The sequence below is a fragment of the Pseudomonas mosselii genome, from assembly GCF_019823065.1.
GTDB classification, from domain to species: domain Bacteria; phylum Pseudomonadota; class Gammaproteobacteria; order Pseudomonadales; family Pseudomonadaceae; genus Aquipseudomonas; species Aquipseudomonas mosselii.
The window spans coordinates 5168796-5185727 of record NZ_CP081966.1; the positions used below are offsets into that span (position 1 = coordinate 5168796).

Consider the following 16932-nt stretch of genomic DNA (forward strand, 5'->3'; position numbering starts at 1 on the left):
ACGGGAGGCGGCCATGGCGTTCACCGACCCGTTCATCCGCCGCCCGGTGCTGGCCTGCGTGGTCAGCCTGCTGATCCTGCTGCTCGGCCTGCAGGCTTGGAACAAGCTGCAGATCCGCCAGTACCCGCAGATGGAAAACGCACTGATTACCGTCACCACCGCCTACCCCGGGGCCAATGCCGAAACCATCCAGGGCTATATCACCCAACCCTTGCAGCAGAGCCTGGCCAGCGCCGACGGCATCGACTACATGACCTCGGTGAGCCGGCAGAACTTTTCGGTGATCTCGGTCTATGCGCGAATCGGCGCCGACACCGACCGTCTGTTCACCCAGTTGCTGGCCAAGGCCAACGAGGTGCGCAACAAGCTGCCCCAGGACTCCGAGGACCCGGTGCTGAGCAAGGAGGCCGCCGATGCCTCAGCGCTGATGTACATCAGCTTCTACAGCGACGAAATGAGCAACCCGCAGATCACCGACTACCTGTCCCGGGTCATCCAGCCCAAGCTGGCCACGCTGCCCGGCATGGCCGAGGCCGAGATCCTTGGCAACCAGGTGTTCGCCATGCGCATCTGGATCGACCCGGTGAAGCTGGCCGGCTTCGGCCTGTCGGCGGTGGACGTGACCAACGCCGTGCGCCGCTACAACTTCCTCTCCGCCGCCGGTGAGGTGAAGGGCCAGTACGTGGCCACCAGCATCAACGCCACCACCGAGCTGAAATCCGCCGAGGCCTTTGCCGCCCTGCCGGTCAAGACCAGTGGCGACAGCCGGGTGTTGCTGGGCGATGTGGCGCGGGTGGAAATGGGCGCGGAAAACTACGACACGGTCAGTTCGTTCGACGGCACGCCGTCGGTGTACATCGGCATCAAGGCCACGCCGGCAGCCAACCCGCTGGAGGTGATCAAGGAGGTGCGGCGGATCATGCCGCAGCTCGAAGAGGCGCTGCCCGCCAGCCTCAAGGTGTCCATCGCCTACGACGCCACCCTGTTCATCCAGGCGTCCATCGACGAAGTGATCAAGACCCTCGGCGAAGCGGTGCTGATCGTCATCGTCGTGGTGTTCCTGTTCCTCGGCGCCCTGCGTTCGGTGGTGATCCCGGTGGTGACCATCCCGCTATCGATGATCGGCGTGCTGTTTTTCATGCAGATGATGGGCTACTCGCTGAACCTGCTGACGCTGCTGGCCATGGTGTTGGCCATCGGCCTGGTGGTGGACGACGCGATCGTCGTGGTGGAGAACATCCACCGTCATATCGAGGAGGGCAAGTCGCCCTTCGACGCAGCCCTGGAAGGTGCCCGCGAGATCGCCCTGCCGGTGGTGTCGATGACCATCACCTTGGCCGCGGTGTACGCGCCCATCGGTTTTCTCACCGGGTTGACCGGTGCCCTGTTCAAGGAGTTTGCCCTGACCCTGGCCGGGGCGGTGGTCATTTCCGGCATCGTCGCCCTCACACTGTCACCGATGATGTGCGCCCTGCTGCTGCGCCACGAGCAGAACCCCAGCGGCCTGGCCCATCGCCTGGACCTGATCTTCGACGCGCTCAAGGTGCGCTACCAGCGCCTGCTGCACGGCACCCTGAACAGCCGCCCGGTGGTGCTGGTGTTCGCCGTGCTGATTCTGTGCCTGATCCCGGCCTTGCTGATGTTCACCCGCACCGAACTGGCGCCGGAGGAAGACCAGGGGGTGATCTTCATGATAAGCAGCTCGCCGCAGACCGCCAACCTGGACTACCTCAACGCCTACACCGACCAGTTCACGCCGATCTTCAAGCGCTTCCCCGAGTACTACTCGTCGTTCCAGATCAACGGTTTCAACGGTGTGCAGAGCGGGATCGGTGGCTTCCTGCTCAAGCCCTGGAACGAGCGCGAGCGCACGCAGATGCAGTTGTTGCCGCTGGTGCAGGCCGAGCTTGAGCAGATTGGCGGGCTGCAGATCTTCGGCTTCAACCTGCCGTCGCTGCCCGGCACCGGCGAGGGCCTGCCGTTCCAACTGGTGATCAACACCGCCGGTGACTACCCAGCCCTGCTGGAGGTGGCCCAGCGGGTCAAGGAACGCGCCCAGGCGTCGGGCAAGTTCGCTTTCCTCGACATCGACCTGGCCTTCGATAAACCCGAGGTGGTGATCGACATCGACCGCGCCAAGGCGGCGCAGATGGGGGTGTCGATGGACACCCTGGGCAGCACCCTGGCGACCTTGCTGGGCGAGGCCGAGATCAACCGCTTCACCCTGGAGGGCCGCAGCTACAAGGTAATCGCCCAGGTCGAGCGTCCTTACCGGGCCAATCCTGGCTGGCTGAACAACTACTACGTGAAGAACGAGCAGGGCCAGTTGCTGCCGCTCGCGACCCTGATCACCCTCAACGACCGTGCCCGGCCGCGCCAGCTCAACCAGTTCCAGCAGTTGAACTCGGCGATCATCCAGGGGGTGCCGCTGGTGAGCATGGGCGAGGCCCTGGAAACCGTGCGCGCCATCGCTCGCGAGGAGGCGCCTGAGGGGTTCTCGCTGGACTATGCCGGGACGGCGCGGCAGTTCGTCCAGGAGGGCAGTGCGTTGTGGGTGACCTTCGGCCTGGCGCTCGCGATCATCTTCCTGGTGCTGGCGGCGCAGTTCGAGAGTTTCCGGGATCCGCTGGTGATTCTGGTAACGGTGCCGTTGTCGATCTGCGGGGCGTTGTTGCCGTTGTTCCTGGGGGTTTCGAGCATGAACATCTATACCCAGGTGGGGTTGGTGACCCTGATCGGGCTGATCACCAAGCACGGGATTCTTATTGTCGAGTTTGCCAATCAGCTACGGGACGAGCGAGGGCTTGGGGTGCGGGAGGCGATCGAGGAGGCCGCCGCGATTCGCCTGCGGCCTGTGCTGATGACCACGGCGGCCATGGTGTTTGGCATGGTGCCCCTGATTTTGGCCTCCGGGGCCGGGGCGGTCAGCCGGTTTGATATCGGGATGGTGATTGCGACCGGGATGTCGGTTGGGACGCTGTTTACGCTGTTTGTTTTGCCTTGCATTTATAGTGTTTTGGCGCATAAGGGGGGGCACGGTATTGTTGATGCTCGCGGGTGATTTGCTTTGGTTTTTTATGCGCATTCGTAGAATATACCGACATTTAGTCACCTTTTCGCCTTTACGGCGACCTACTTTTCTCTAGGGAAAAGTAGGCAAAACCGTTCCGCTCCGTTCATCCGGCCCTGCGCTTCGCTCCGGGGTTCCCTCGCTCCTGAAGTCGCAATTGGCGGTGCCTGAACTGTCGCGCGCTTAGAAGCAAGAGCAAGAACAGGAAAATGCGAAGTTTACTGTTTGAAAATTAGTTATATATTGGCTGTTCCGGCCTATCGCGGGCTTGCCCCGCGAAACAATCGAGAGATTAATTCCGCTTCAACTAGCGACAGCTGCGCCAGTCCAGTCGCCGCCCGTAACTTCGCGACTTCAGGAGGCCGAACGCAGGTCTTGCGAAGGGAGGTGACGGGCATGGATGCCCGTCAAGCGCTGCGCCCCAGGATGGGGCGTTCAGCGCGGTCCTCCCGGGAGCAAGGCCGGAGTGAGGGAACCCGGAGCGAAGCGCAGGGCCGGATGAATGGAGCGAGGATTTTTTGGTTCCTTTTTGATCCTTCAAAAAGGGACCCGCCGTAAGGGCGGAAAGGTGAATAAGCGTCGACATCAAAAATGAATGCGCATACAACTTCCAAAACCACCAAACAACAATAACAACAAGGGGCGAATCAGAAGTCAAAATAACCAACCCCAATCCGCCCCCAGTCAAACCCCTGAAATCAATTCAAAGCATCAAGCAAAGCCTGGTTCATCTCCGGCGTCCCAACGGTAATCCGCAGGAACTGCGCAATCCGCTCCTGTTTGAAGTGCCGAACAATCACCCCCTGCTCACGAAGCCGCGCCGCGATCCCGGCAGCATCCTGCCCGGGATGCCGGGCGAAGATGAAGTTCGCCGCCGAAGGCAACACCTCGAACCCACGCGCCACCAACTCGGCAACCAGCACGTCCCGGCTTTCGATAACCTTGCGACAGGTCTGATCGAAATACGCACGGTCATCGAACGCAGCCGCCGCCCCGACAATCGCCATGCGATCCAACGGATAGGAGTTGAAGCTGTTCTTGATCCGCTCCAACGCCTCGATCAGGTCAGGATGCCCCACCGCCAGGCCAACCCTGAGCCCCGCCAGCGACCGTGACTTGGACAAGGTCTGGGTCACCAGCAGGTTGTCGTAGCGATCGACCAGGCTGATAGCCGTCTCGCCACCGAAATCGATATAGGCCTCATCGACCACCACCACCGAATCCCGGTTGGCCTGCAGCAGTTGCTCGACCGCCTCAAGCGGCAACAGGCAACCGGTCGGCGCATTGGGGTTGGGGAAGATGACCCCGGCATTGGGCTTGCTGTAATCAGAAACCCGAATCTGGAACTGCTCATCCAGCGCCAACTGCTCGAACGCGATACCGTACAGGCCGCAATACACCGGGTAGAAGCTGTAGCTCACGTCCGGGAACAGCAGCGGCCCACGGTCATGCTGGAACAGGCCGTGGAAGATGTGCGCCAGCACCTCGTCCGAGCCATTGCCAACGAACACCTGCGCCGGCGTCACGCCGTAATACTCGGCCACCGCCTGCTTGAGGCGGTCACCGTTCGGGTCCGGATACAGCCGCAGGTTGTCGTTAAGCTCGCCGCGCATGGCCTCCAGCGCCTTGGGCGACGGTCCATAAGGGTTCTCGTTGGTGTTCAGCTTGACCAGCCGCGCAAGCTTGGGCTGCTCGCCCGGCACGTAAGGCACCAAGTCCTTGACGAAGGGACTCCAGAAACGACTCATGCTCAGTTCCCCTTCTCGTTGAGGATGCGGTATTCGGCGCTGCGCGCATGAGCGGTCAGCGATTCGCCCCGGGCCAGCACCGAAGCGGTGTGACCCAGCTCGGACGCGCCCTGCTCGGAGCAGAAGATGATCGACGAACGCTTCTGGAAGTCATACACGCCCAGTGGCGAAGAGAAGCGCGCAGTGCCGGAAGTCGGCAGCACGTGGTTGGGGCCGGCGCAGTAGTCGCCTAGCGCCTCGCTGGTGTGGCGGCCCATGAAGATCGCGCCGGCGTGGCGGATCTGCGGCAACCAGGCCTGTGGATCAGCCACCGACAGCTCCAGGTGCTCGGGGGCGATGCGGTTTGCCACCTCGATGGCCTGCTGCATGTCACGCACCTGGATCAGCGCGCCTCGGCCGTTGATCGACTTCTCGATGATCTCGGCGCGCTCCATGGTCGGCAGCAGCTTGTCGATGCTGGCGGCCACCCGATCGAGGAACTCGGCATCCGGGCTGACCAGGATGGCCTGGGCGTCCTCGTCGTGCTCGGCCTGGGAGAACAGGTCCATGGCGATCCAGTCCGGATCGGTCTGGCCGTCGCACACCACCAGGATCTCCGAAGGGCCGGCGATCATGTCGATGCCGACCTGGCCGAACACATGGCGCTTGGCGGTGGCCACGTAGATATTGCCCGGACCGACGATCTTGTCGACTTGCGGCACGCTTTCGGTGCCGTAGGCCAAGGCCGCGACCGCCTGGGCGCCACCGAGGGTGAACACCCGGTCGACCCCGGCGATGCAGGCCGCGGCCAGCACCAGCTCGTTGACCTCGCCACGCGGGGTCGGCACGACCATCACCACCTCGGCCACACCGGCGACCTTGGCCGGAATCGCGTTCATCAGCACCGACGACGGGTACGATGCTTTTCCGCCCGGCACGTACAGGCCGGCGCGGTCAAGCGGGGTAACTTTCTGGCCGAGCACAGTGCCGTCGGCCTCGGTGTACTGCCAGGAATCCTGCTTTTGCCGTTCGTGGTAGATACGCACACGGTTGGCGGCTTTTTCCAGGGCTTCGCGCTGCACCGGGGTAATGCGGGTCAGGGCCAGCTCCAGGCGTGCGCGGTCCAGGATCAGATCATTGATCGATGTGGCATCGACACCGTCGAAACGCTGGGTGAACTCCACCAACGCCGCGTCGCCGCGCTCGCGCACGGCCTTGATGATGTCGAGCACGCGCTGGTTGACCGCGTCATCGGACACGCTTTCCCAGCTCAGCAGATGATCCAGATGTCGGGCGAAATCCTGGTCAGCGGCGTTGAGACGGGCAATTGCAGTGGACACGGTCATGGCGAGGGCCTCGTTATTAGCGGATGTTCAGGCGCCCTAAAGCTACCACTCCATCCGCGCGGGCACCTGAGAAAATTGGCTATGACGCGGATAGACGGGCGCGACAGCGGAGGTCGCGCGCAGAGGTCAGCCGCGGTGTCGCGATTCGACGGCGTTGCGCAGGGTGTCGATCAGGCTCTGGATACGGGCGTGCTGCATTTTCATGGAAGCCTTGTTGACCACCAGGCGCGAGCTGATCGTGGCGATCAGTTCCTGGGGCTCGAGGCCGTTGGCGCGCAGGGTGTTGCCGGTGTCGACCACGTCGATGATCTTGTCGGCGAGGTTGATCAGCGGGGCCAGCTCCATGGAGCCGTACAGCTTGATGATGTCGACCTGGCGGCCCTGCTCGGCGTAGTAGCGCTTGGCTACGTTGACGAACTTGGTGGCCACGCGCAGGCGGCCCTTGGGCTCGGGCGCGCCGGTCACGCCGGCGGTCATCAGCTTGCACTGGGCGATCTGCAGGTCCAGGGGCTCGTACAGGCCCTGGCCGCCGTATTCCATCAGCACATCCTTGCCGGCCACACCGAGGTCGGCGGCGCCATGCTCGACATAGGTCGGCACGTCGGTGGCACGCACGATGAGCAGGCGGACATCATCCTGGGTGGTCGGGATGATCAGCTTGCGGCTCTTGTCCGGATTCTCGGTCGGCACAATACCGGCTTCGGCCAGCAGTGGCAGGGTATCGTCGAGAATCCGGCCTTTGGATAGCGCGATGGTCAACATTGGAACGTCGGTCCTTAAGCAGCTATAGCCAGCCGGGCACTGCCCGGCCGCATAAAATTCGGGGCGCGTCCCTGCGCCATGCAGACTAGCCCGGTACGCGACGGATCTTCGCGCCCAGCATCTGCAGTTTTTCCTCGATGCACTCGTAGCCACGGTCAATGTGGTAGATGCGGTCGATCAGGGTGTCGCCTTCAGCGACCAGCGCCGACAGTACCAGGCTGGCGGAAGCGCGCAAGTCGGTGGCCATCACCGGAGCACCTTTGAGCGCCTTGACGCCAGTGACGATGGCGGTGTTGCCCTCGACCTGGATCTGCGCGCCCATGCGGTGCATCTCGTAGACATGCATGAAGCGGTTTTCGAAGATGGTCTCGATCACCGCGCCGGTGCCTTCGGCGATGGCATTGAGCGAGATGAACTGCGCCTGCATGTCGGTCGGGAACGCCGGGTACGGAGCGGTACGCAGGTTCACGGCCTTCGGACGCTTGCCGTGCATGTCCAGCTCGATCCAATCTTCACCGGTGGTGATATCGGCGCCGGCTTCCTTGAGTTTCTCGAGGACGGCTTCGAGGATGGTCGGATCGGTGTCCTTGACCTTGACGCGGCCGCCGGTCACGGCAGCGGCGACCAGGTAGGTGCCGGTTTCGATACGGTCAGGCATGACCCGGTAGTTGGCCGAGTGCAGGCGCTCGACGCCATCGATGGTGATGGTGTCGGTGCCAGCGCCCTGAATCTTCGCACCCATGGCGATCAGGAAGTTGGCCAGGTCGACCACCTCCGGCTCGCGGGCGGCGTTCTGCAGCACGCTGCGGCCCTTGGCCAGGGCGGCGGCCATCATGATGTTCTCGGTACCGGTGACGCTGACGGTGTCGAAGAAGAAGTGTGCGCCGCGCAGGCCGCCCTCGGGTGCCTTGGCTTTGATGTAGCCGCCTTCAACGTCGATTTTCGCACCCATGGCCTCCAGGCCGCGGATGTGCAGGTCCACCGGACGCGAACCGATGGCGCAACCGCCCGGCAGCGCCACTTCGGCCTCACCGAAGCGGGCGACCATCGGACCGAGTACCAGAATCGAGGCGCGCATGGTCTTGACCAGCTCATAGGGCGCGACGAGGGTCTTGATGGTGCGCGGATCGATTTCCACCGAGAGCTTCTCGTCGATCACAGGCTCGATGCCCATGCGACCGAACAGCTCGATCATGGTGGTGATGTCGTGCAGGTGCGGCAGGTTGCCGACCGTAACCGGACCATCGGCCAGCAGGGTGGCCGAGAGAATCGGCAGGGCAGCGTTCTTCGCGCCGGAAATGCGGATCTCGCCGTCGAGGCGCGGGCCGCCAGTGATAATCAGTTTGTCCATACGTATCTCGCCGCCAAGTTGGCTCAGGTGCGCTCAGCCCAGGCTGCGCTGCTGAAGAATTTCATGGTTACCGCGTGAATGCTGCCGTTGGCGATCCACGGATTGAGGTGAGCATAAATCGCCTGCTGGCGCTTGACCGGGCTCTGGCCGGCCAGCTCATCGCTGATCACGTTCAACTGGAAGTTGCAGCCTTCGCCTTCAACTTCGACCCGGGTTCCCGGCAATTTCTCTTCCAGAAAGCTTTTGACTTCTACGGCCTGCATGCTCAACCTCGATCGGCGCCCAACGCGCGCGGGTCGGCCATCATACAAAAAAGCCCCTCGCCTGCGAAGCCCATGAGTGGGCGCGCTGACCGAGGGGCCTTTCGCGAACGGCAGGGCATCAGCCTGCCAGCACTTCATCAAGGTCATAGACCCCGGCGATTTCCCGCATATCCTCCGGGATACCGCGCAGTTCCCAGGTCTTGCCGGCCGCCTGCGCATCGCGCATGAAGCCCAGCAGCAACGACAGGCCGACGCTGCTGGACTTCTCCACCGCAGAGCAGTCGAGCACCAGGCGTGGTTCGCGGCACGCCGTGACCAGCGCCTTGCCCTGCTTGCGCAGGGCCGGACCGCTGCGATAGTCCAGCACGCCTGCCAGGGAGAGGACGCCCGGCTCGGCCATGCTCACGGCGGCGTCACTCATTTGACTTCCTTATCCGGCGAGCTGTCCGCCGCTTCCTTGGCCTTGGCCACTTCGCCGGCCCAGCCGTCGATGGTCTTGTCCAGGTTGTTGCCGTTGCGCTGCATGGCGTCCTGGAACTGGTCGCGGAACAGCTTGCCGATGTTGATGCCGTTGACGATGACGTTACGCACCTTCCACTCGCCGTCCAGCTTGACCATGGTGTATTGCACCGGATAGACCGCGCCGTTGGTGCCGGTGATCTTCATGCCGACGCTGGTGCGATCATCACCCTCGGCCTTGGCCGGATCGACGGTGATGCCCTGGTTGTTGTACTCCAGCAAGGCGTTGCCGTAGAACTGCATCAGGCTGCGTTTGAAGTTCTCCTGGAAGCGCTGCATCTGCGCAGGGGTCGCCTTGCGCGAGTACTTGACGGTCATGATGCTCTTGGAAATACCGTCGGCATCGACCACCGGGCCAAGGTTGCTGTTAAGCGCGCTGTAAAAGGCCTCGGGGTTGGCCTTGTACTGCTCCTTGTTGGCCTTCAGGTCGCTGAGCAACTGCGTGGTGGTGCCCTGGATCACATCACGGGCGGATTGCCCCGGCGCCGCCAGGGCCAGCAGGGGGAAGGCCGCCAGCAGAACCAGCAAGCCACGTCGCAGGATCGAAATCATGGAAACTCCTTAATTAGCCGGTTGCGCTTCTTTCGGTTCCTTGCCCACCGAGTTGAGCAGGAACTTGCCGATCAGGTCTTCCAGCACCAGTGCCGACTGGGTGTCGTGGATGGTGCTGCCATCCTTGAGTACCGCGTCCTCGCCGCCCACGCTGATACCGATGTACTTCTCGCCCAGCAGGCCTGCGGTCAGGATCGAGGCAGTGGAGTCGGTCGGCAGGTTGTCGACATGCTTGTCCAGCTGCAGCGTAACCCGGCCAGTGTAGGAATCGCGGTCCAGATCGATGGCCGTGACCTTGCCGATGGTCACACCGGCCATGGTCACCTTAGCTCTGACCGTCAAACCGGCGATATTGTCAAAATAAGCATAAACTTTATACGTGTCGCTGCTCGGGCTGGCCGACAGCCCGCTGACACGCAGGGCCAGCAGCAGCAGCGCCAGGATCCCGGCCAGGAGGAACAGGCCGACACCGATTTCCAGGGTGCGGTTTTGCATCAGAAATCTCCAAACATCAAGGCGGTCAGAATAAAGTCCAGACCCAGGACTGCCAGCGAGGCATAGACCACGGTCTTGGTGGTGGCACGGCTGATCCCTTCTGAGGTGGGCTCACAGTCGTACCCCTGGAATACGGCGATCCAGGTGACGACGAAAGCGAACACCAGGCTCTTGATCAGCCCGTTGATCACGTCGTCGCTGAACGAAACGCTGTTCTGCATGTTGGCCCAGAACGAACCTTCATAGACGCCCAGCCAGTCCACGGCGACCCACGAGCCACCCCAAATGCCGACCACGCTGAAGATAAGCGCCAGCAGCGGCAGCGAGATGAAACCGGCCCACAGCCTGGGGGCGACGATGTACTTGAGCGGGTCGACGCCGATCATCTCCAGGCTCGACAGTTGCTCGGTGGACTTCATGTTGCCGATCTCGGCGGTCAGCGCGGAGCCCGCGCGGCCGGCGAACAGCAAGGCGGTGACCACCGGCCCCAGCTCGCGCAGCAGGGTCAGGGCGACCATTTGCCCCACAGCCTGCTCCGAGCCGTACTTGGTGAGGATGCTGTAGCCCTGCAGGGCCAGTACCATGCCGATGAACACGCCGGACACGACGATGATTGCCAGCGACAATACGCCCACCGAGTACAGTTGCTTGACCAGCAGTTGGAAACCGCCGCCGATGCCGCTGCGTCCACCCAGCGAATGGCCGAGGAACAGGCACGAGCGTCCCAGCACGGCCAGTACATCGATGGCCGAACGGCCGAACAGACGGATACGTTCGAGTAAGGATTTTCTGCGCATCAACGCGTCCCCAACAGATCGGCGCGGTAGTCAGGCGCAGGGAAGTGGAAAGGTACCGGGCCGTCCGGGTCGCCTTTCATGAACTGGCGGATGCGCGGGTTGTCCGAGCCCATTAGTTCGTCCGGCGTGCCCTGCCCCAGCACCTGGCCGTCGCCAACCACATAGATGTAGTCGGCGATGCTCGCGGTTTCCGCGAGATCGTGGGAAACCACGATACTAGTGATGCCGAGGGCGTCGTTGAGCAGGCGGATAAGGCGCACCAACACGCCCATGGCGATGGGGTCCTGCCCGACGAACGGCTCGTCGTACATGAGGATCTGCGGATCGAGGGCGATCGCCCGTGCCAGCGCCACGCGGCGCTTCATGCCGCCGGACAACTCGTCGGGCATCAGGTCGATGGCGCCGCGCAAGCCCACGGCCTGCAACTTCATCAACACGATGTCACGGATCATCTCGTCCGACAGCTGCGTATGAACCCGCAGCGGGAAGGCCACGTTCTCGAACACATCCAGGTCGGTGAACAGCGCACCACTCTGAAAGAGCACGCCCATCTGCTTACGCGCGTCGAACAGGTCGCTGCGCGACAGCGCGGGAAGGTTCTGCCCGTTGACCCAGACCTCGCCACCGGACGGGCGCAACTGCGCGCCCATCAGGCGCAGCAAGGTGGTCTTGCCGCATCCCGAAGGCCCCATGATGCCGGTGACCTTGCCGCGGGGAATGCGTATGTCCACGTTGCTGAAAATGCTGCGCGAACCGCGCTTGAAGGTGACACCCTTCAACTCGACCGCGTAGGCGCTATCCACACTCATCTAGACTCCTTGCTAGTGCAGCCTCGTCATGTGGACGCCTGCCTTCATCTTGAAGGCACACAGGTCCCCTGCGGGCCGAATAGCGGCGAACTATAGCACCGCTGATAGGCCCGCCCCAAGGGCGTCCCCCCACTCGTTCAGGCCGCAGACAGGCTGGTGTGGCATCCATATGACATTCGAAGGATGAGCCTTTCACACATTACGGCTATAATCGCCGCCTTTTCATCAGGCATTGCGTTTCAACATGACCCAATCCAGCGAGCTGATCCAATCCGCCCAGCGCACCCTGCGCCTCGAACTCGAGGCCGTGGAGGCCCTGCTGGCCCGCATCGACGGTGACTTCGTCAAGGCCTGCGAGCTGATCCTGGCCAGCAAGGGACGGGTCGTGGTGGTGGGCATGGGCAAGTCGGGGCATATCGGCAACAAGATCGCCGCCACCCTGGCCAGCACGGGCACCCCGGCGTTCTTCGTGCACCCGGCCGAGGCCAGCCACGGCGACATGGGCATGATCACCCGGGACGATGTCATTCTTGCCCTGTCCAACTCCGGCAGCACCGCCGAGATCGTCACCCTGCTGCCGCTGATCAAGCGCCTGGGCATCCAGATGATCAGCCTGACCGGCAACCCGGGCTCGCCCCTGGCCCAGGCCGCCGAGGTCAATCTCGACGCCAGCGTCGCCCAGGAAGCCTGCCCGCTCAACCTGGCGCCGACCTCCTCCACCACCGCCGCGCTGGCGCTGGGCGACGCCCTGGCCATTGCCCTGCTCGAGGCCCGCGGCTTCACCGCCGAGGACTTCGCCTTCTCCCACCCCGGTGGCGCGCTGGGTCGTCGCCTGCTGCTGAAGGTCGAGAACGTCATGCATGCCGGCGAGGAGCTGCCCCTGGTGAAGCGCGGCACCCTGCTCAAGGACGCGCTGCTTGAAATGTCTCGTAAGGGTCTGGGCATGACCGTGGTCCTGGGTGACGACGGCAAGCTCGCCGGCGTGTTCACCGACGGTGACCTGCGCCGCAGCCTGGACCGCAACATCGACGTGCACAAGACCCTCATCGACGAGGTCATGACCGTGCACGGCAAGACCGCCCGCGCCGAGATGCTCGCCGCCGAGGCGCTGAAGATCATGGAAGACCACAAGATCAGCGCGCTGGTGGTCGTCGATCAGGAAGACCGCCCGACCGGCGCCCTGAACATGCACGACCTGCTGCGCGCCGGAGTGATGTAAATGAACCAGGACCTGATGCAACGCGCCAAGGCCATCAAGCTGGCGGTGTTCGACGTCGACGGCGTGCTCACCGACGGCCGCCTGTACTTCCTCGAGGACGGCAGCGAGTTCAAGACCTTCAACACCCTCGACGGCCACGGCATCAAGATGCTCATGGCCGCGGGCGTGACCACCGCGATCATCAGCGGGCGCAAGACCCCGGTGGTCGAGCGCCGGGCGAAGAACCTCGGCATCCCGCACCTGTTCCAGGGCCGCGAGGACAAACTGGTGGTGCTCGACGGCCTGCTCGCCGAACTCAATCTAAGCTATGAACAGGTCGCCTACCTCGGCGACGACCTGCCCGACCTGCCGGTTATCCGCCGCGTCGGCCTGGGCATGGCGGTGCACAACGCCGCGGCATTCGTTCGCCAGCACGCCCATGGCGTTACCCAGGCTCGCGGCGGCGAAGGCGCCGCCCGCGAGTTCTGCGAACTGATCATGCAGGCCCAGGGCACCCTGGACGCTGCCAACGCCCATTACCTGTAAGGCTGCCCATGCTCAGCAAGAAGATCAGAAATGTCGCGCTGCTAGGCGGGATCGCCGCCGTGCTCGTTGCAGTAGGCTATTGGAATATCAGCCCGGAGAGCTTCCTCGACCAGCCGCAGGCCCAGGTCGACCAGAGTGCCATCGACTACTATGCGATCAACGCCCACAGCCTGCAGTTCCTGCCCGACGGCAAGCTGCAGTACGAGATGACCGCCGCCAAGGTCGAGCATTTGAAGGCCAGCGAGGTCACCCTAGTGACCACGCCCGACCTGCACATGTACCGTGGCACCGAGTATCCCTGGCACGTGCAGAGCAAGCGCGCCGAGGTCAATCCGGACGGCACCGAGGTCGAGCTGATCGACGATGTGCGCGTGGCGCGCACCGACGAGAAGCAACGTGAAACCATCATCACCAGCACACGCATGACCGTGTTCCCGCAGAAGCAATATGCGCAGACCGAGCAAGCCGTTAGAATCGACGGCGCCGGTGGCACGACTACGGGCAAAGGAATGAAAGCGTATTTGAAAGAAGGCAGGATGGACCTGCTCTCTAACGTAAGAGGACAGTATGAGGCTCGTTAAAACCATCCCCCTTCTGCTCAGCCTGGGCGTAGCACTGGGAAGCGCGAGCGCCTTCGCCCTGCCGAACGACCGTGACCAGCCGATCCGCATCCAGGCGGACAACGCCCACCTGGACGACAAGCAGGGCGTTGCCACCTATACCGGCGACGTGATCATCACCCAGGGTTCGATGATGATCAAAGGCAACACCGTGACCATGACCCGCGCCGCCTCCGGCGACATCGACGTGGTCACCTCGGTGGGCAACCTGGCCTACTTCGAGCAACAGCAGAGCGCCGCCAAGCCCGACAAGATGAAAGGCTGGGCCGTGACCATCCAGTACCAGGCGCAGAAAGACATGGTGATCCTCACCGATCGCGCCAAGGTCGAGAACGAAGGCAACACCACCGAAGGCGAGAAGATCGTCTACAACACCAAGACCCAGGTGGCTACCGCCGGTCGCGGTGGCAACGTGACTGCACCACGTCAGCGCATCGACATGGTCATTCAACCGAAGAAAAAGGCCGAGTAAATGGCAACCCTCAAAGCCCAGCACCTGGCCAAGAGCTACAAGGGCCGGCAGGTCGTTCGCGACGTCAGCCTGTCCATCGACAGCGGCCAGATCGTCGGCCTGCTAGGCCCCAACGGCGCCGGCAAGACCACCTGTTTCTACATGATCGTCGGCCTGGTCCAGGCCGACCAAGGTCGCGTGCTGATCGACAGCCTCGACGTCAGCCACCAACCCATGCACGGGCGCGCCCAGGCCGGTATCGGCTACCTGCCGCAGGAAGCCTCGATCTTCCGCAAGCTGTCGGTGGCCGACAACATCATGGCCATCCTCGAGACACGCAAGGACCTCGACCGTGACGGTCGGCGCAAGGAGCTGGAAAGCCTGCTGCAGGAGTTCCACATCAGCCATATCCGCGACAACCTCGGCATGAGCCTCTCCGGCGGCGAACGCCGCCGCGTCGAGATCGCCCGTGCCCTGGCCACCGCGCCCAAGTTCATCCTGCTGGACGAACCCTTTGCCGGTGTCGACCCGATCTCTGTCGGCGACATCAAGCAGATCATCCACCACCTCAAGAACAAGGGTATCGGCGTCCTGATCACCGACCACAACGTTCGCGAGACCCTGGACATCTGCGAGACCGCCTACATCGTCAACGATGGCCAGCTGATCGCCGAAGGCGACGCCGAGACCATCCTGGCCAACCAGCTGGTCAAGGAAGTATACCTGGGGCACGAGTTCCGACTCTGACCCTGGCCTGCCCGGAGCACTGGCGCAGGCGCCTGTTCGAGGCTTAAGTTGTTACAGTGCTCTAGGCAAACGCTGCAATTTCAGGCATATAACTTGCTTAAAATCGGCGCCCAGGCGCCCTCCGTGTAGTGGATGGCGCATGCGCGCCGGCAACAAGGTATCAAGCCCCAGCCATGAAACCATCGCTCGTCCTAAAAATGGGCCAGCAACTGACGATGACCCCGCAGTTGCAACAGGCCATCCGTCTGCTTCAGCTCTCCACCCTGGACCTCCAGCAGGAAATCCAGGAAGCGCTGGAGTCCAATCCGATGCTCGAACGTCAGGAAGACGGCGAGGACTTCGACAACAGCGACCCGATGGCGGACAACGCCGAGAACAAGCCGGCCGCCGAAGTCCAGGACAACAGCTTCCAGGAAACCAGTACCAGCAGCACCGCTGAAAACCTCGAAGACGGCGAATGGGCCGAGCGCATCCCCAACGAACTGCCGGTCGACACCGCCTGGGAGGACATCTACCAGACCAGCGCCAGTAGCCTGCCGAGCAATGATGACGACGAGTGGGACTTCACCACCCGCACCTCGGTCGGCGAGAGCCTGCAGAGTCACCTGCTGTGGCAGCTCAACCTGGCGCCGATGTCCGACACCGACCGCCTGATCGCCGTCACCCTGATCGACAGCATCAACGGCCAGGGCTACCTGGAGGACTCCCTCGAGGAAATCTGCGCAGGCTTCGACCCGGAACTCGACATCGAGCTGGACGAGGTCGAGGCGGTGCTGCACCGCATCCAGCAGTTCGAACCCGCCGGCATCGGCGCCCGCTCCCTGGGCGAATGCCTGCTGCTGCAACTGCGCCAACTGCCGGCCTCGACGCCTTGGATGGGTGAGGCCCAGCGCCTGGTCACCGACTTCATCGACCTGCTCGGCAGCCGCGACTACAGCCAGCTGATGCGCCGCATGAAGCTCAAGGAAGACGAGCTGCGCCAGGTCATCGAACTGGTGCAGACCCTCAACCCGCGCCCCGGCTCGCAGATCGAGTCCAGCGAGCCCGAGTACGTCGTGCCCGACGTCATCGTGCGCAAGGACAGCGAGCGCTGGCTGGTCGAGCTCAACCAGGAAGCGGTACCGCGCCTGCGGGTCAACCCGCAGTACGCCGGCTTCGTTCGCCGCGCCGACACCAGCGCCGACAACACCTTCATGCGCAACCAGCTGCAGGAAGCGCGCTGGTTCATCAAGAGCCTGCAGAGCCGCAACGAGACGCTGATGAAGGTGGCGACACAGATCGTCGAGCACCAGCGCGGCTTCCTCGACCATGGCGACGAGGCCATGAAGCCGCTGGTGCTGCACGATATCGCCGAGGCGGTGGGCATGCACGAGTCGACCATTTCCCGGGTGACCACGCAGAAATACATGCACACCCCGCGCGGCATCTACGAACTGAAATACTTTTTCTCCAGCCACGTGAGCACCGCCGAAGGCGGCGAATGCTCGTCCACGGCGATTCGTGCGATCATCAAGAAACTGGTGGCGGCGGAAAATCAGAAAAAGCCATTGAGTGACAGCAAGATCGCTGGTTTACTGGAGGCACAAGGCATCCAGGTAGCCCGTCGCACCGTCGCCAAGTACCGCGAATCGTTGGGCATCGCCCCATCGAGCGAGCGCAAGCGACTGATGTAGCCCCAG

17 protein-coding genes are annotated in these 16932 nt (G+C 63.0%); 7 read left to right on the plus strand and 10 right to left on the minus strand.

The window, feature by feature from the left end:
- The first annotated feature begins 13 nt into the window (after positions 1 to 13).
- The gene (locus K5H97_RS24035) at positions 14 to 3061 is read left to right on the plus strand and encodes a multidrug efflux RND transporter permease subunit (RefSeq protein ID WP_028689670.1); all 3048 of its coding nucleotides are present in this window, start codon (positions 14 to 16) and stop codon (positions 3059 to 3061) included.
- A gap of 707 nt (positions 3062 to 3768) precedes the next feature.
- Here the strand turns inward: K5H97_RS24035 and hisC are convergent.
- From hisC to K5H97_RS24085, 10 genes are all read right to left on the minus strand, one after another.
- Positions 3769 to 4818: a histidinol-phosphate transaminase gene (gene hisC, locus K5H97_RS24040; RefSeq protein ID WP_028689669.1), complete on the minus strand. Its 1050-nt coding sequence runs from the start codon at positions 4816 to 4818 to the stop codon at positions 3769 to 3771.
- Positions 4819 to 4820: 2 nt separating this feature from the next.
- On the minus strand, positions 4821 to 6143 hold the full coding sequence (hisD, locus tag K5H97_RS24045; RefSeq protein WP_028689668.1) for a histidinol dehydrogenase: 1323 nt from the start codon (positions 6141 to 6143) through the stop codon (positions 4821 to 4823).
- 126 nt (positions 6144 to 6269) lie between these two features.
- Positions 6270 to 6905, minus strand: coding sequence for an ATP phosphoribosyltransferase (gene hisG, locus K5H97_RS24050; protein ID WP_011532429.1), 636 nt, complete (start codon positions 6903 to 6905; stop codon positions 6270 to 6272).
- A gap of 85 nt (positions 6906 to 6990) precedes the next feature.
- Positions 6991 to 8256, minus strand: a complete 1266-nt coding sequence (murA, locus tag K5H97_RS24055; RefSeq protein WP_028689667.1) for a UDP-N-acetylglucosamine 1-carboxyvinyltransferase — start codon at positions 8254 to 8256, stop codon at positions 6991 to 6993.
- A 23-nt stretch (positions 8257 to 8279) separates the two neighbouring features.
- On the minus strand, positions 8280 to 8519 hold the full coding sequence (locus tag K5H97_RS24060) for a BolA family protein (protein ID WP_028689666.1): 240 nt from the start codon (positions 8517 to 8519) through the stop codon (positions 8280 to 8282).
- A gap of 118 nt (positions 8520 to 8637) precedes the next feature.
- Positions 8638 to 8940: an STAS domain-containing protein gene (locus tag K5H97_RS24065; protein WP_028689665.1), complete on the minus strand. Its 303-nt coding sequence runs from the start codon at positions 8938 to 8940 to the stop codon at positions 8638 to 8640.
- Complete coding sequence (locus tag K5H97_RS24070) at positions 8937 to 9590, minus strand: MlaC/ttg2D family ABC transporter substrate-binding protein (RefSeq protein WP_028689664.1); 654 nt, start codon at positions 9588 to 9590, stop codon at positions 8937 to 8939. Before K5H97_RS24070 ends, K5H97_RS24065 begins: the two co-directional genes overlap by 4 nt.
- A 9-nt stretch (positions 9591 to 9599) precedes the next feature.
- Positions 9600 to 10085 carry an outer membrane lipid asymmetry maintenance protein MlaD gene (mlaD, locus tag K5H97_RS24075; RefSeq protein WP_028689663.1) on the minus strand — a complete coding sequence of 162 codons (486 nt, stop codon included), beginning with the start codon at positions 10083 to 10085 and terminating at the stop codon, positions 9600 to 9602.
- Positions 10085 to 10882 (minus strand): lipid asymmetry maintenance ABC transporter permease subunit MlaE, encoded by a 798-nt coding sequence (gene mlaE / locus K5H97_RS24080; protein WP_028689662.1) that lies wholly within the window; start codon positions 10880 to 10882, stop codon positions 10085 to 10087. Before mlaE ends, mlaD begins: the two co-directional genes overlap by 1 nt.
- Entirely contained in the window at positions 10882 to 11691 is an 810-nt protein-coding gene (locus tag K5H97_RS24085) for an ATP-binding cassette domain-containing protein (RefSeq protein ID WP_028689661.1), read from the minus strand. Before K5H97_RS24085 ends, mlaE begins: the two co-directional genes overlap by 1 nt.
- Before the next feature lie 244 nt (positions 11692 to 11935).
- Here K5H97_RS24085 and K5H97_RS24090 point away from each other — a divergent pair, with 244 nt between their 5' ends.
- From K5H97_RS24090 to K5H97_RS24115, 6 genes are all read left to right on the plus strand, one after another.
- A complete protein-coding gene (locus K5H97_RS24090; protein ID WP_028689660.1) occupies positions 11936 to 12910 on the plus strand; it encodes a KpsF/GutQ family sugar-phosphate isomerase in 975 nt (324 codons plus the stop codon).
- Positions 12911 to 13435 (plus strand): KdsC family phosphatase, encoded by a 525-nt coding sequence (locus tag K5H97_RS24095; protein WP_028689659.1) that lies wholly within the window; start codon positions 12911 to 12913, stop codon positions 13433 to 13435.
- Between the two features lie 8 nt (positions 13436 to 13443).
- A complete protein-coding gene (gene lptC / locus K5H97_RS24100) occupies positions 13444 to 14016 on the plus strand; it encodes an LPS export ABC transporter periplasmic protein LptC (RefSeq protein ID WP_028689658.1) in 573 nt (190 codons plus the stop codon).
- Positions 14003 to 14527, plus strand: a complete 525-nt coding sequence (gene lptA / locus K5H97_RS24105) for a lipopolysaccharide transport periplasmic protein LptA (protein ID WP_011532418.1) — start codon at positions 14003 to 14005, stop codon at positions 14525 to 14527. The genes lptC and lptA overlap by 14 nt, the downstream gene beginning before the upstream one ends.
- The gene (gene lptB / locus K5H97_RS24110; RefSeq protein WP_011532417.1) at positions 14528 to 15253 is read left to right on the plus strand and encodes an LPS export ABC transporter ATP-binding protein; all 726 of its coding nucleotides are present in this window, start codon (positions 14528 to 14530) and stop codon (positions 15251 to 15253) included.
- 173 nt (positions 15254 to 15426) lie between these two features.
- The gene (locus tag K5H97_RS24115) at positions 15427 to 16926 is read left to right on the plus strand and encodes an RNA polymerase factor sigma-54 (RefSeq protein WP_028689657.1); all 1500 of its coding nucleotides are present in this window, start codon (positions 15427 to 15429) and stop codon (positions 16924 to 16926) included.
- Positions 16927 to 16932: the final 6 nt, after the last annotated feature.